Source organism: Salipiger aestuarii (genome assembly GCF_003259905.1).
Lineage (GTDB): Bacteria > Pseudomonadota > Alphaproteobacteria > Rhodobacterales > Rhodobacteraceae > Salipiger > Salipiger aestuarii.
Window position 1 is genome coordinate 166,408 of the sequence record NZ_QLMG01000002.1, and the last position, 14,843, is coordinate 181,250.

The 14,843-nt window shown below is 64.5% G+C and carries 9 protein-coding genes; all 9 read right to left on the reverse strand.

Annotation, left to right across the window (positions count from 1 at the left end; all coding sequences use genetic code 11):
- Positions 1 to 5: 5 nt before the first annotated feature.
- The 9 genes from malQ to ATI53_RS02220 all read right to left on the reverse strand — a co-directional run bounded on the left by malQ (position 6) and on the right by ATI53_RS02220 (position 14,777).
- Positions 6 to 1,862 (reverse strand): 4-alpha-glucanotransferase, encoded by a 1,857-nt coding sequence (gene malQ / locus ATI53_RS02180; protein ID WP_111549633.1) that lies wholly within the window; start codon positions 1,860 to 1,862, stop codon positions 6 to 8.
- On the reverse strand, positions 1,859 to 3,916 hold the full coding sequence (gene glgX / locus ATI53_RS02185; protein ID WP_009504937.1) for a glycogen debranching protein GlgX: 2,058 nt from the start codon (positions 3,914 to 3,916) through the stop codon (positions 1,859 to 1,861). Before glgX ends, malQ begins: the two co-directional genes overlap by 4 nt.
- On the reverse strand, positions 3,913 to 5,325 hold the full coding sequence (gene glgA / locus ATI53_RS02190) for a glycogen synthase GlgA (RefSeq protein ID WP_111549634.1): 1,413 nt from the start codon (positions 5,323 to 5,325) through the stop codon (positions 3,913 to 3,915). Before glgA ends, glgX begins: the two co-directional genes overlap by 4 nt.
- Positions 5,322 to 6,599 (reverse strand): glucose-1-phosphate adenylyltransferase, encoded by a 1,278-nt coding sequence (glgC, locus tag ATI53_RS02195; protein WP_009504939.1) that lies wholly within the window; start codon positions 6,597 to 6,599, stop codon positions 5,322 to 5,324. Before glgC ends, glgA begins: the two co-directional genes overlap by 4 nt.
- A 73-nt stretch (positions 6,600 to 6,672) precedes the next feature.
- Positions 6,673 to 8,859, reverse strand: a complete 2,187-nt coding sequence (gene glgB / locus ATI53_RS02200; protein WP_111549635.1) for a 1,4-alpha-glucan branching protein GlgB — start codon at positions 8,857 to 8,859, stop codon at positions 6,673 to 6,675.
- Positions 8,860 to 8,920: 61 nt separating this feature from the next.
- Positions 8,921 to 11,305 (reverse strand): glycogen/starch/alpha-glucan phosphorylase, encoded by a 2,385-nt coding sequence (locus ATI53_RS02205; RefSeq protein WP_034452692.1) that lies wholly within the window; start codon positions 11,303 to 11,305, stop codon positions 8,921 to 8,923.
- A gap of 129 nt (positions 11,306 to 11,434) precedes the next feature.
- On the reverse strand, positions 11,435 to 12,403 hold the full coding sequence (locus ATI53_RS02210) for a glucokinase (RefSeq protein ID WP_009504942.1): 969 nt from the start codon (positions 12,401 to 12,403) through the stop codon (positions 11,435 to 11,437).
- A 2-nt stretch (positions 12,404 to 12,405) separates the two neighbouring features.
- Complete coding sequence (locus ATI53_RS02215) at positions 12,406 to 13,734, reverse strand: GH1 family beta-glucosidase (RefSeq protein ID WP_111549636.1); 1,329 nt, start codon at positions 13,732 to 13,734, stop codon at positions 12,406 to 12,408.
- Positions 13,731 to 14,777, reverse strand: coding sequence for a LacI family DNA-binding transcriptional regulator (locus ATI53_RS02220; protein WP_009504944.1), 1,047 nt, complete (start codon positions 14,775 to 14,777; stop codon positions 13,731 to 13,733). The genes ATI53_RS02215 and ATI53_RS02220 overlap by 4 nt, the downstream gene beginning before the upstream one ends.
- Between the last annotated feature and the right edge of the window lie 66 nt (positions 14,778 to 14,843).

Genomic DNA, 14,843 nt, shown 5'->3' on the forward strand with positions numbered 1-14,843 from the left:
GTCTCCTATCGCCCGGCACGTTTCATGATCCGGGCGGTCGTTGCAAGCAGCGGCGCGTGTTTGATGCCGTCGACACCGACGGGCAGGCGCTGGCGCCAGTTCGGATATTCCCAGACGGTGCCGGGAAGGTTGGGCTGGGTGTCCATTTCCAAGACGTCTTCGACCTGCATCGCGACCATACGCGCCGATGTGGCGGCCAGAAAGCCTGCCATCGCCTCGACGCTGTCAGGGGGGGCGCCGTCGCGCCAGGGTTCGGTCGCACCGTCAAAGCCTGCGACCTCGCGTCCGCGCCAGGCCAGCGTGCTGTCGAGGTGTTCGGGCGGCGTGATGCCCAGCTCGACGCGTGTTCTGACCTCGCGTCCGGCGCGCCAGCCCTTCCAGGTGGGCAGATCATGCGACGAAAAGCTGGCGATGACCCCCTCGGGGTATTCCTGTGGGGTCTTGTACCAGGGCGGGTCGCCGTCGTGTTCGAACATGGTCAGGCGGCAGCCAAGGATGCCGCTGTCGATGAGCGATTGCTGCAACCCGTCCGGAATCACGCCCAGATCCTCGCCCACGATGACAGCGCCGGCGCGCGCGGCCTCCATCCGGGTGACGGCCAGCATTGCCTCGCGCGGCATGGCCACATAGGCACCCGGCAACCCGTCGGGCACCCAGTAGGCGCGTTCGAACCCAAGGATGTGGTCGATGCGCAGCGCCCCGCTAAAGCGCAGCTGTTGCCGCAGGGTCAGGGCGAGCGCCTCGAACCCGGTGTCGATCAGGTGGCGGGGGTTGAACGGCGCAAGGCCCCAGTTCTGCCCCTGCGGCGCGATGGCGTCAGGTGGCGCGCCCAGGCTGGCGCCAAAGGCGAAACTGGCGCGATCCGCCCAGGTTTCGGCGCCTGCGGGATGGGTGCCGACCGCAAGATCGAGGTAAAGGCCCAGCCCCATGCCCGACGCCCTGGCGCGGATCTGCGCCTGCGACAGCGCGCCTTCGGTGCAATATTGCAGCCAGGCATGAAAGCGCACCCTGTCAGACAAATCATGCGCGGCTTTTCCGACGGCATCGGACGATGGGTCCTGATAGCGAGTATCCCATTTATTCCAATAGGTTCCAAGCTTTTCCGAAAGCGCCTGATGGGTGGCGAACTGATGCAGCGCCGCGCCTTCGCGGGCCAGATAGGCATCAAATTCGGCCCCTGGAGGCGCCGCGTGAAATTCCGCCTCAAGCGCCTGAAAGCGCGCTGGAATTTCTTCGGGAAGGTTCAGGATCGGGCCCGGACTGTCGGCCTGCGCCGCCGTGGGCAGGTAGAACGGCGAAAACCGGCGGCGGTGGCTGGGGGTGTACGGGCTGAACCCGCCCGGTTCGGTCGGAAACCCGGCGTGGATCGGGTTGACGCCCAGGAACGCGCCGCCGACCTCGCCAACCACCTCGGCAAGCTGCGCGAGATCGTCGTAGCTGCCAAGCCCGCCCTGCGCCTCGCTGCGCAGGCAGGCCAGCGGCGCCATAAGGCCCCACAGCCGGGGCGGCAGGTCCAGCCGCTCTGGCGCGCATAGCAGCCAGCAGCGTGCGCCGTCGCTTTCCAGCAGATGCCGGCCCAGCGGCAGGGGCGGCACGGCGCCGTGGCCTTCGCTTTGTGTGCCGTCCTCAAGGTGAAGTGTCCATGGCGCGGGCATGTCCAGCCCGACTGGTTGTCCCGGCACGCAGATATGCCAGCGCGGCAGGCCGGAAGGCTCGGGCAGGTCGACATCCGCAAGACCCATGGCAGACAGCAGGGCGGCCTTGGTGTCTTGAGACGTGACTTGAATTTCGCCGAACAAGTCACGGAAATCAGGCATGATTCCCGCGCGCTTGGCGCGGGTGTCCAGGGTCTGGTCAGTCATGCGGGCTCCTCGACAAGCGCGATTACGGATTGACCTTGCATCGCGTAGGTGGTGCCCACCGGCTCGGCCGACAACTTCGGGTCTGCGGTGTCGACATGACGCACCCAGCGAAAACCGCCCGTCATCTCGGGCAGCGTCAGCTCGACCGCGTTTCCGGCATTGAACGCAAGATAGATCGCCTCTTCGCGCTGAGCGTAAAGCGGCGTGCCGCTGGCCATGCGAAATTCGGCGCACAGCACATGCAGATCGCCGTTGGTCCAGTCGGTGCGGGTCATTTCGGCCCCGTCCGGACGCCACCAGAACAGATCGATGACCCCGTCGACCTTGCGCGGGACCGAATGCAGAAAACGCTTTTGCCGGAGGATCGGGTGGGATTTGCGAAAACCGATCAGCCATCGCGTAAAGGCGGTAAATTCGGGGTCGGCCCTGTCCCAGTCAAGCCAGCCGATGTCGTTGTCCTGCGCGTAGGCGTTGTTGTTGCCGCCCTGGGTGTTGCCGATTTCGTCCCCCGCCAGGATCATCGGGGTGCCCTGGCTGAGCAGCAGGGTTGCCAGCATGTTGCGGCGCCGCAAGGTGCGGGCGGCGTTGATGGCCGCGTCGTCGGTTGGCCCTTCGACACCAAGATTGTCCGAGTAGTTCTCACCATGGCCATCGCGATTGTCCTCGCCGTTGGCCGTGTTGTGCTTTTCGGTGTAGCTGACCACGTCCGTCAGGGTGAACCCGTCGTGGGCAGTCAGCAGATTCACCGATGACGTGGCATGGCGCCCTGAATGATCGAAGATCCCGGCAGACCCGGTGATCCTGTCCGCAAGCACCGGCACATGGCCGACATCCCCGCGCCAGAACCGGCGCACGCCGTCGCGGTACTGATCGTTCCATTCCGAAAAAGGCGCCGGATAGGCGCCAAGCTGATAGCCGCCCGGACCGATGTCCCATGGTTCCGCGATCAGCTTTTTGGTCGCCAGAACAGGGTCTTGGCGGATGGTCTTGAAAAATGCCGAATTGGGGTCGAATCCGGTTTTGGTACGCCCGAGCGTCGAGCAGAGATCGAACCGGAACCCGTCGACCCCCATGGTCGTGGCCCAGTGGCGCAAGGAATCCATCACCATGCGCAGCACCATCGGGTGGTCGATGTCGATCGTGTTGCCGGTGCCGGTGTCGTTGATGTAGTACCGCTTGTCGTCGTGCAGGCGGTAATAGGCGGCGTTGTCCAGCCCACGAAAGCTAAGCGTGGGGCCGTTTTCGTCGCCTTCGCATGTATGGTTGTAAACCACGTCAAGGATCACCTCGATCCCGACGGAATGCAGCCGTGCCACCATGTGCTGAAATTCCCACAAGCTGCTTTGGCTCAGATAGCGTGGATCGGGCGCAAAGAACCCCAGCGTCTGGTAGCCCCAGTAGTTCACCAGCCCCTTCTGGACCAGAAACCTGTCGTTGAGAAATGCCTGTACGGGCAAAAGCTCAACCGCCGTCACCCCGAGCGTGGTGAGGTGTTCCAGCACCGGGTCCGAGGCCAGCCCGAGGAAATGCCCCGGATGGTCCACCCCCGGAAAGCGCTTGGTCAGCCCCTTGACGTGGGCCTCGTAGATCACGCTTTCCTCCAGCGGGGTTTGCGGCGGCTCGTGGTGGCCCCAATCAAAGGTGGTGTCCTCGATCAGGCATTTTGGCATGTACCGCGCGCTGTCGCGCGGATCGGGCGCCTCGGCCCCGCCCATCAGCGCATCGTGCCAGACCGGGTGGCCGGTCAGCCGATGCGCGTAAGGGTCAAGCAGCAGTTTGGCCGGGTTGAACCGATGTCCGTCACGCGGGGCAAAAGGGCCTTCGGCGCGATAGCCGTAGCCCTGGCCGGGCGTCAGCCCCGGCACGCGGCCGTACCAGATGTCACCATCGCGCTCGGGCATTGCCAGGCGGGTGGTTTCGATACCGTGCTCGTCGAACAGGCACAGGTGGATCGCCGTCGCGTGTTGCGAAAACACCGCGAAATTCACGCCGTCCCCGTCAAAACTGGCGCCCAGCGGCGCCGGGCGGCCGGCGAGGATTTCGGGTGTCGTCATGCAGTTTTAACCATCTCGGCATAGAGCGCGGCATAGGTCGCGGCAGAATGTTCCCAGCTGACCGGGGAGGCCATGGCGTTCGCCATCATCCGCGCCCAAGTTGGCCCATCCGCGTGAAGCTTGACCAGCGTCATCAGCGCCTGGGCCAGAGATTGTGCATTCAGCGGGTGAAATTGCAGCCCGGTTGCACATCCAGCCGCCAATCCGGCGGGCGATGCGTTGATCACCGTATCCGCCAGACCGCCCGTCAGGGACACCACCGGCAGCGTGCCGTAGCGCAACCCGTAAAGCTGGGTCAGCCCGCAGGGTTCAAACCGCGACGGCACAAGGATTGCGTCGCCTCCCGCGATCATGCGGCGGGCCAACGACTCGTCGTAGCCGATCGTGGTCGCGACGCCCGGATGGCTTTGGGCATAGCCAAGAAACGCGCGTTCCAGTTCGCGCTCGCCCGACCCCAGCAGCACCAGCTGCCCGCCGCGATCCAGCAGCGCGGGCAGGGCTTGTAGCAGGATGTCCAGGCCCTTTTGCTGGGTCAGGCGCGACACCAGCACGCATAGCGGACCGGGCCAGTCCGGCAGGTCGAATTCCGCGCGCAGTGCCGCGCGATGCGCGGCCTTGCCCGCCGGGTCGGTATAGGGCGGGGTCCAGATCGTTTCGTCGATGCCGTTCAGAACACCGACCAGATCGGCCTGGCGTTCGCGCAACAGCCCATCCAGCCCCATGCCGAACTCTGGCGTCATCAATTCCGTCGCATAGGTGGGCGACACGGTCGACAGCCTGTCGGCGTAGACAAGACCGGCCTTCAACGCGCTGATATTGTTCCAGAACTCGTAACCCTTTTCATTGAAGCCCGAGCGCGGAAGATCAAGTGCCGAGATCATGGAACTGGGGCACAGGCCCTGGAACGCAATGTTGTGGATGGTCATCAGCGACGCGACCCGGTCGCCGCCGCCAAGCTCGCGCAGGTACAGCGGCGCAAAGCCCGACTGCCAGTCGTGGCAATGCATCACCTGCGCCTGCCAGCCTTCGATCCCGGCGGCGCAGATCGTCGCGGCGACACGCGACAGCGCCGCGAACCGCTGGGGGTTGTCGGGCCAGTCCCGCCCCTGCGCATCGCCGTAAGGGCCGCCCTTCCGGTCAAACAGATGCGGGGCGTCCAGAACGTACAGCACCTGTTTGCCAAGGCGGGTCCGCCAGATGGTGGCGCCCCCGCCAAAAAGCTCGTCCCACTGCGCCACCTTCTTTTTTCGGCCGATCCCCTGCATCACGGCCGGATAGCCGGGGATCAGTGTGCGCATCTCGACCCCGTGGGGGGCGAGCGCCGCGGGCAGCGCGCCCGCCACATCCGCCAGCCCGCCCGTCTTGATCAATGGCACGCATTCGGATGCAACGGAAAGTACTCTGGTCATCGTTCGGCGTCCCTCCGGTCAAGCATGCGCTGGGTGATGAGCGTCACGCCCTGCGGGCTGACGCGGAACCATTTCTTGTCTTCGTCCGGGTCCTCGCCGACGACAAGCCCTTCTGGAATGATGACCCCGCTGTTGATGACACAGTTCTCAAGACGGGCGTGCCGCGCCACATAAACATCCGGCAATGCCACCACGCGGTGCAACGAGGAATAGGAATTGGTGTGAACCATGGTCGACAGCAGCGATTCCCGAATTTCGCTGCCCGAGATGATGCACCCGCCCGAGATCATCGAACTGACAGCCGACCCGCGCCGGTCCTCTTCGTCGTGGATGAACTTGGCGGGGGGGTGCTGTTCGGAATAGGTCCAGATCGGCCAGTCCTTGTCCCACAGGTCCAGTTCGGGGACGAAATCGGTCAGGTCGATGTTGGCCTGCCAGAACGCATCCACGGTGCCCACGTCGCGCCAGTAGGCCGGGGCACCCTCGCGGGGGCGCACGCAGCTTTCTTCGAAGCGGTGGGCCTGTGCCTTGCCGTGCCTGACGATGTCGGGAATCATGTCATGGCCGAAGTCATGGCTGGAGGTCTCGTTCGAGATGTCCTCGAGCAGCCGCTCGCGCAGGAACGCCCAGTCAAAGACGTAAATGCCCATCGACACCAGCGTCTTGTCGGGATCGTCGGGCAGGCCCGGCGGGTCCTTGGGTTTTTCCAGGAACGACGTGATGCGGTCGGCGCCATCCACCGCTATGCAGCCAAAGGCCGACGCCTCGGGGCGGTCCACCGTAAGGCAGCCCACCGTCACATCGGCGCCGGCTTCGACATGCTGGCGCAGCATCAGCTCGTAATCCATCTTGTAGATATGATCCCCGGCCAGGATCACGATATGGTCGATGTCGTAGCTGTCGATGATGTCGATGTTCTGCGCCACCGCATCGACGGTGCCGCGATACCACATCCCCTCGGACACCCGCTGCGAGGCGGGCAGGATGTCCAGAAATTCGTTGCGCTCGGCGCGAAAGAAATTCCATCCCCGCTGAACGTGGCGGATCAGGCTATGCGCCTTGTACTGCGTGGCCAGCGCCATCTTCCGGATGCCGGAGTTCAGCGCGTTGGACAGGGTAAAGTCGATGATGCGGCCCTTGCCACCGAAATAGACCGCCGGTTTCACCCGGCTGTTGGTCAGTTCGTGCAGCCGCGAACCGCGCCCCCCCGCGAGCACGAAGGCCATGCTGCGCGTGGCCAGCCTGGGATTTTTCCTGAGATTGCTCTTGGGCATGTGGGTTGTCTCCTCATCACCGGCCACCTGCTCCCGAGCCTTGGCGACCGCATTTCGTGAACCCGTCAAAACATCACTCGTGATCGCGCACCAGATAGATCACGGACAACGGCGGAAGCACGATATCCGCATGCGCCGGCTGGCCGTGGTGGCTTCCATCCAGGGCCTCGACGACCCCGTAATTGCCCCGGTTCCCGCCCCCGTAAAGGCTGGCGTCGCTGTTGAGCGCCTCGCGCCAGATACCCGCCGCGGGCATCCCCATCCGATAAGCAACGTGTTCCCTGGGGGTAAAGTTGCAGATGACCACCACTTCGGCATCCTCGGGCGCGCCCCGGCGCACCCACGCGAAGACCGAGTTCTGCGCGTCGTCGCCGCGAATCCACGAAAAACCGTCGTCAAAGCAATCCCTGGCATGCAGCGCGGGCAGGGTCTGGTATAGATGGTTCAGATCCCGCACGAGGGTCTGCATCCCCGCGTGCATCGGGTTTTCAAGGCAATCCCAATCGACTTGCGCGTCGTGATTCCATTCCGACCGCTGCGCCAGTTCCTGCCCCATGAACAACAGCTTCTTGCCCGGATGGCCCCACATGAACCCGTAATAGGCCCGCAGGTTGGCGAATTTTTCCCAGTCGTTGCCCGGCATCTTGCCGATCATCGACCCCTTGCCGTGCACCACCTCGTCATGGCTGATTGGCAGGATGAAATTTTCCGAAAACGCATAGACCAGGCCAAAGGTCATCTGGTGATGGTGGTGCGAGCGATAGATCGGGTCCTTTTTCATGTATTCCAGGGTGTCGTTCATCCAGCCCATGTTCCATTTGAACCCAAAGCCAAGCCCGCCCTGATCGACGGGTTGCGACACGCCGGGATAGGCGGTGCTTTCCTCGGCCACGGTCATGATGCCCGTGTGCCGGCCGTAGGTTTCGCTGTTCATGCGCTGAAGCAGGGCGATGGCCTCGTAGTTTTCCCGCCCGCCATCCTTGTTGGGCACCCATTCGCCGGGGTTGCGCGAATAGTCGCGGTACAGCATCGACGCCACCGCATCGACCCGCAGGGCATCTATGTGGAATTCCTCTAGCCAATACAGGGCGTTGGCGGTCAGGAAATTCGACACCTCGGCGCGTCCGTAATTGTAGATGAGGGTGTTCCAGTCCTTGTGGAACCCTTCCCTGGGGTCAGCATGTTCATAAAGCGGCGTGCCGTCGAACTGCCCAAGCCCGTGTGGATCTGACGGGAAATGCCCCGGCACCCAGTCAAGAATCACGCCAAGCCCGGCGCGGTGCGCGGCGTTGACCAGGTCGCGAAATTCGCTGGGCAGGCCGCAGCGGATGGTGGGGGCGAACATGCCGATGGGCTGATAGCCCCAGGACCCGTCAAAGGGATATTCGCTGATCGGCATCAGCTCGATATGGGTGAACCCCATGTCGCGCACATATTCGACCAGTTCGGTCGCGGCCTCGATATAGGAAATCGGGCGGCCCCAGTCCTTGCGCCGCCACGAGGGCAGGTGCACCTCGTAGATGCTGATCGGGGCGGTGCGCTGTTGCGCCTCGGCGCGGGTGCCGATCCAGCCCTCGTCCGACCAGTCATAGTTGCGGATGTCGCGCACGACAGAGGCATTGGCGGGGGGGTGTTCCGAGCCAAAACCGACCGGGTCGGCCTTGCGCGGCTGCATCGTGCCATCGGGACCGATGATCTCATAGCGGTAACGGGCGCCGTCGCCGACGTAGGGAATGAAAATTTCCCACACGCCGGTGGCGCCGCGTTTGCGCATGGCGTGGCGGCGGCCGTCCCACCAGTTGAATTCCCCGATCACCGACACCCGGCGCGCATTGGGCGCCCAGACCGCGAAATGCGTGCCGTGTTGGTCTTCGTGCTGCATCACATGGGCGCCGAGGGCCTCCCAGATGCGCAGGTGGCTGCCTTCACCCAGCAGGTATTCATCCATCTCGCCCAGCACGGGGCCAAAACGGTAGGCGTCTTCGTAATCCCAGTGATTGCCCTTTGCGCCGCCGCGCAGGTAATAGGACTGCGCGCCCGGCACGGGGCCGCGAAAAATGCCGGGCGCATCGTCCACCGGGTGCAGCCGGTGGCCATCATCGCCGACGACGGCCCACATGTCTTCTGCGCCGGGATCGAATGCCGTGACATATCGCTGTCCGTCGATCTCATGCGGGCCCAGAAGGGAAAATGGGTCGTCGTGCTGCCCGTTTATCAGGCGGTGGTAATCCGGGGCGGAGGGGTGAGTTGCATCCATCATACCCCGGAGATTAGTGCACTCGGCCCGCGCTGCAATGGCTCAGATCACCGATTGCCGCGACTTACGGCAAAAGGCTCTGCGCCTTCCAGATATCCGCCATGTAGCCACGGATTGTCCGGTCGGACGAGAACCAGCCCGAGCGCGCGGTGTTGAGCGCCGCCATCCGTGCCCAGCCTGTCCGGTCGGCGAAGGCGGTGTCGACCTCGCGTTGCGCGCGCCAGTAATCGGTGAAATCGGAACAGACCAGAAAGAAATCCGGCCCTTCGAGATTGTCCACCACCCCGGCATAGCGGTCGGGTTCGGAGGGGCTGAACCGGCCCTCGCGGATGAGTTTCAGCGCCGAGGCCAGGCGCGGGTCGGCGTCGATGGCACGGCGGGCGTGGTTTTCCACGGTGCGGCGTTCCATCACCTCTTCGGCGGTCATGCCGAACAGGAAGAAATTCTCGGGGCCCACATGATCGCGGATTTCCACGTTTGCACCATCCAGCGTGCCGACAGTGGGCGCGCCGTTCAGCGCGAATTTCATGTTGCCGGTCCCGGACGCTTCCTTGCCCGCGGTCGAGATCTGTTCGGACAGGTCCGCCGCCGGCACCAGCCGTTCGGCAAGGCTGACGTTGTAATTGGGCAGGAATGCGATCTTGAGGTATTTGTTGGTGACGGGGTCGTTGTTGATGACCACTGCGGCGTCGTTGATGAGCCGGATGATGTCCTTGGCGAAGAAATAGCCGGGGGCCGCCTTGCCCGCGAACAGCTTGAGCCGGGGCGTCCAGCCCGCATCCGGGTTTTCGCGGATTTCCTGCCAGTGGGCGATGGCCTCGATGATGTTGAGGTGCTGGCGCTTGTATTCGTGCATCCGCTTGATCTGGATGTCGAACAGCATTTCGGGATCGGTGTGCAGCCCGTAGGTCTGACCCATCCAGTTGGACAGCTCGATCTTGTTGCTTTTCTTGACATTCCAGTAGCGGTCGATCCAGCCGCTGTCCTCGATGAACGGTTCCAGCTTTTGCAGCTGTTCCAGATCGTCGATCCAGCCGTCCCCGATAGAGTCGGTGATCAGCCCGGCGAGTGCGGGGTTGCAGGCCAGCAGCCAGCGGCGCGGGGTCACGCCGTTGGTCTCGTTCACGATGCGGTCGGGATGCAGACGGTGAAGTTCGGAAAACACCGTGGTTTTCATCAGATCGGTGTGCAGCGCCGACACGCCGTTGACGTGATGGGCCATGACGAACGACAGCTGCCCCATCTTGACCTGATGGTCGGCGCGCATCGACTGGGTGCGCGATGGGTTTTGCGTGGCATGGGCATTGTCGATCTGGTCGACCAGTTGCAGATGGCGCGGCAGCAGCCGCCCGAACAGATCCTCGCCCCAGGATTCCAGCGCCTCGGGCATCAGCGTGTGGTTGGTGTATGACAGCGTGCCGCGCGCGATTTCCATCGCGTCTTCGAACGGCAGGCCGCGCTCGTCGTGCAGGATGCGCACCAGTTCGGGACCTGCGATGGCGGGGTGGGTGTCGTTCAGCTGGATCGCCACCTTGTCGGGCAGCTTGCGCAGGTCGCCGAACTGGTTGTTGAACCGGCGCAGGATGTCGCGCAACGCCGCGGCGGTCAGGAAATATTCCTGCTTGAGCCGCAGCTCCTTGCCCTGTTCGGTGGTGTCATCGGGGTAAAGAACGCGCGAAATGGTGCGGGCCAGCGCCTCGGGGGCGGCGGCCCTGGCATAGTCGCCGTGGTTGAATGCGTCCAGGTCGAACGGATGGATCGCGCGGCCCGACCACAGCCGCAGCGTGTTGGCCCAGCGCCCCCTGAAGCCCACAACCGGCGTGTCGAATGCCTCGGCCTCGACTTCCTCGCCGGGGTACCAGCGCACGGTTTCGCCGCGCATATCGACATGGCCGCCAAAACCGATGCGGTAGCGCACCTCGGGGCGTTCGAATTCCCAGGCGTGGCGCTGGCCGAGCCATGTTTCGGGCTGTTCGACCTGCCGCCCGTCGACAAAGCTCTGGCGGAACAGGCCGTGTTCATAGCGGATGCCATAGCCATGCGCCGGGCAACCGACCGTCGACAGGCTTTCCAGAAAGCACGCCGCCAGGCGGCCAAGCCCGCCGTTGCCGAGGGCCGCGTCGGGTTCATCCGACAGCACCTCATGGTAATCCTTGTCGAATTCGCTCAGCGCTGCCTTGGCCTCTTCGACCAGTTCCAGGTTGACGATACCGTCTTCCAGCAGGCGCCCGATCAGGAATTCCATCGACAGGTAGTAGACGCGCTTTGCCCCGGTCTCATAGGTTTTTTCCGTCGCCTTGAACCACGCGTCCACGATCCGATCGCGCACCGCGTAGCTGAGTGCCATCCGCCAGTCTTCGAGGATCGCGTGTTCGGGGTCCTTGCCAAACGAGTAGGTCAGGTGGCGCAGGATCGCATCGCGAAGGGAGGGGGTGGACAGTTGCAGCATAAGCGTCTTCTTTCCATGTGGCACGGCGCCCAGGCGCGCCCGCGCACTGTGCTTGAATTCGTGCGCGCGCGCACGCGGCTTAACCCGGTAACAACAGGCCTGTCCGCGAAAAGCAAGCGCGCCAGCGCTTCAGTCGATCAAATCCACCTGTTCGGACAGATGACATGCACAACCTGTAAGCGCCGCGTAGTCGTCTGTCAGAAGGTGCACGGGAAACTGATCCATGAAGGCGCTGAACCGCCCCTTGTCGCGAAATCCGTCGGCAAAGCCGTGGGTCACCAGATGCGGCCCGAAGTGACGCGCCACGCCGCCGATCAGGAAAATCCCGCCAAAGGGCAGGGTGGTCAGCGCAAGGTCGCCGCAGACCCGGCCCAGCAGCTTCGAAAACGTCTCGACCGCGCGAAGGGCACGGGGATCGCCCGCCTCCATCAGGGCCATGATCTCGGCGGCGGGCTTTTCATCGCTGACCCCGTCTTCGGAACATAACCAGTTCCAGATCCGCTCAAAACCGCGCCCGGACAGGAAATGTTCGATCCCCGCGCCCGCGTGGAGCCTGGAGACGTGGTGAAACAGCCGCAGCTCGTCTTCCGAGCGCAGGCCGAGCGTGGCATGCCCGGCCTCGGCGGGGGGCACCAGCGTGCGGTCGCCCAGTCGGTACACGGGCGCGGCATTCATGCCGGTGCCCACGCCCACCACCAGCCGGGCCGACCGGGGGCTGGCGGGCTGGCCGGGCAGCAGCGGGGTCAGGTTCTCGGGCGCGATCAGACCCAGCGCGTGGCCCTGCGCCTGCAGATCGTTCAGCACCGCCAGCGTTTCGGCGCCGGTCGCCTCGTGCAGCATCTCGCGATCGACGCTCCAGTCGATGTTGGTCAGCCGGCCCGCGCTGTCGCGCACCGGCCCCGCGACCGCGACACAGCAGCCCTGGGGGCGGGCGCCGGTTTCGGCGAGATACCGGCGCAGCACAGCCCCGATGCCGGAGTAATCGGCGTTGCGATAGCTTTTGGCGCTGGTCAGATCGACCGACGTGCCACGGCCCAGCGCCACGCGTGTGTTGGTGCCCCCGATATCCGCAAGAACCACCGTCATGTCCGCGTTCATCCTCAAGCCTCCGTCAGTGCAGCCCTAAGGGCGTGGTAGGAAGCTTTGGGCGTGCGCGCAAGCGTATCGAAATCGACGTGAACCAGGCCGAAACGCTTGTCATACCCAAAGCTCCATTCGTAATTGTCGAGCAGGGACCAGCAGAAATATCCCTGAACCGGGGCGCCGTCGGCGATGGCGCGGCTGACGGCGCTCAGGTGCTTTTCCAGATAGTCGATGCGGTGGGGGTCGGGCACCTCGCCCCCGACGATGTCGTCATGCGCGGCCATGCCGTTTTCGGTGACATAAAGCGGCAGTTCGCCGGTATATTCGCGCGCGGTGCGGGTCAGCAAGGCGTGCAGGCCTTCGGGGTGGATTTCCCAGTCCATATAGGTTTTGGGCAGGACGCCGGGCACCTCGCGCAGCGATGGCCAGGGGGCCTTGGGGTCGGCCGCGATGTTCTTGCGCGTGTAGTAGTTGATGCCGCACCAGTCGATCGGCTGCGAGATCAGCGCCATGTCATCCTGCCAGTTTTCCGGCATGTGGGGCTCCAGCGCATCCAGCACGATGGCCGGATAGTCGCCTTTGAATACACCGCCCATGAACCAGCGGTTGTAGATGCCGTCGTAGCGGGCGGCGGCGGCGCGCGCGGCGTCGCTGTCATCGGCGGGGTTGGACCATTCCATATTGAACACCCCGCCAAGGCCCGTCATGCCGAGCCCGCGCATCACCTCGATCGCGCGGCCATGCGCCAGCAGGACGTGGTGCATGGCACGGGTGGCGGCGCGGATGTCGCGCAGGCCGGGCGCTTGCAGCCCCATGAAATGCGACAGCCACGCCACGCACCATGGCTCGTTGATCGGGGCGACCGTTTCCATGCGGTCGCCGATCCTGGCCATGACGGTTTCTGTAAAATCCCCGAACCAGGCCGCGATGTCGCGGTTGCGCCAGCCGCCGAGGTCCGCCAGCGCCGAGGGCAGTTCCCAATGGTACAGCGTCGCATAGGGTTTCAGGCCCCGTTTCAGCATCGCGTCGGTCAGCCGGTCATAGAAATCCAGCCCCTCGGGGTTCGGGGCGCCGCGCCCGTCCGGCATCACCCGCGCCCAGGAGATCGAAAAGCGGTAGGCATCGAACCCGGCGGCGGCCACAAGGTCGAGGTCTTCGGGATAGCGGTGATAATGGTCGCAGGCCCGCGCGCCGTTCTCGGCACGGGTGACGTTGCCGGGGGTGGCGGCGTAATCGTCCCAATGCGTGCGCCCTGCGCCGCCAAAGCCATGGCCTTCGATCTGGTAGCTCGATGTGGCGGCGCCGAAGAGAAAGCCTTCGGGAAAATCCTTGCGGGTCAGTTTCATGCGGGAACCTGTCGTGGTCGGGAAGGGGCGGGGCCGGTCGAGTCCCCGATGATCAGTTGCGCCTCTAGGACGCGGGTTTCCGGGGGCAGGCCCGGATCGGCGATCCGGCGCAGCAGCATTTCGGCGGCCAGCCGTCCCGCTTCGCGCACGGGCGACCGGGTGGCGGTGAACAGCGGCAGGTCGCGCCCGTTGGACAGATAGCTGAAATCGTCGTCATGGCTCAGCACCGAAACGTCGTGGCCCATGCGCAGCCCGGCGTCGTGGATGGCGCGGCGCACCCCGATGGCGGAAATCAGCGACGAGACCAGAAAGGCGGTGGGCGGCGTTTCCAGTGCCAGCATGTCGCGCGCGGCGCGATAGCCGTAGGGTTCGGTCATCTCCTCGCCCCGTATCAGGGCTGGGTCGGGGGCGACGCCGCGCGCCGCGAGCGCCTTCAGGTAGCCCAGCTCGCGGCGATGGGCGAAATCCATCGTTTCCAGCCCGTTCAGCAGGGCGATGCGTCTGTGCCCCAGATCCAGCAGAAACGATGCGGCGCGGCAAAAGGCGCCGGTGTTGTCCATGTCGATCCAGCTGTAGGGCTGGCGCGTCTGCGACGCCCGCCCATGCACCACGAAAGGCATCCCGAGCCCGGTCAGGAACGGGATGCGCCCGTCGCTGATTCTGGGGCCGTGCACGATGATGCCGTCGACGTTGCCCTTGGCCTTGAGCCGGCGATAGTTGTCGGCCTCGTCCGCATCGCCGCTTAGCGTCAGGGTCATGTCGTACCCGGCGGCAAGGTAGGTTTCCGAGGCACCGGCGATGAAATCACCGAAGACCGGGTTCATCATCTCGTGGCTGGTCGAAATCGGGATGACGTGGCCGATCGCCATGGCCCGCCCGGTGGCCAGCCCGCGGGCGCGCGGGTTGGGCGTGTAGCCGGTCGCCAGCGCGGCCTCGTTCACCCGCCTGCGCGTTGCCTCTGACACCTCGGGATAACCGTTCAGCGCGCGACTGACGGTTGTTTGCGACAGGCCGAGCTGTGCGGCCAGTTGTCTGAGATTCATCGCCCCAACCTTCCCCCGACGGTTCCAAAGCGCTTCGGATTTTGCAAAGCGTAACCGCAAAATGAC

What these genes read in the sequence shown, in the direction of transcription:
- malQ (WP_111549633.1), bottom strand. Translation starts at nt 1,862, where the DNA reads ATGACTGACCAGACCCTGGACACCCGCGCCAAGCGCGCGGGAATCATG.
- glgX (WP_009504937.1), bottom strand. Translation starts at nt 3,916, where the DNA reads ATGACGACACCCGAAATCCTCGCCGGCCGCCCGGCGCCGCTGGGCGCC.
- glgA (WP_111549634.1), bottom strand. Translation starts at nt 5,325, where the DNA reads ATGACCAGAGTACTTTCCGTTGCATCCGAATGCGTGCCATTGATCAAG.
- glgC (WP_009504939.1), bottom strand. Translation starts at nt 6,599, where the DNA reads ATGCCCAAGAGCAATCTCAGGAAAAATCCCAGGCTGGCCACGCGCAGC.
- glgB (WP_111549635.1), bottom strand. Translation starts at nt 8,859, where the DNA reads ATGATGGATGCAACTCACCCCTCCGCCCCGGATTACCACCGCCTGATA.
- ATI53_RS02205 (WP_034452692.1), bottom strand. Translation starts at nt 11,305, where the DNA reads ATGCTGCAACTGTCCACCCCCTCCCTTCGCGATGCGATCCTGCGCCAC.
- ATI53_RS02210 (WP_009504942.1), bottom strand. Translation starts at nt 12,403, where the DNA reads ATGAACGCGGACATGACGGTGGTTCTTGCGGATATCGGGGGCACCAAC.
- ATI53_RS02215 (WP_111549636.1), bottom strand. Translation starts at nt 13,734, where the DNA reads ATGAAACTGACCCGCAAGGATTTTCCCGAAGGCTTTCTCTTCGGCGCC.
- ATI53_RS02220 (WP_009504944.1), bottom strand. Translation starts at nt 14,777, where the DNA reads ATGAATCTCAGACAACTGGCCGCACAGCTCGGCCTGTCGCAAACAACC.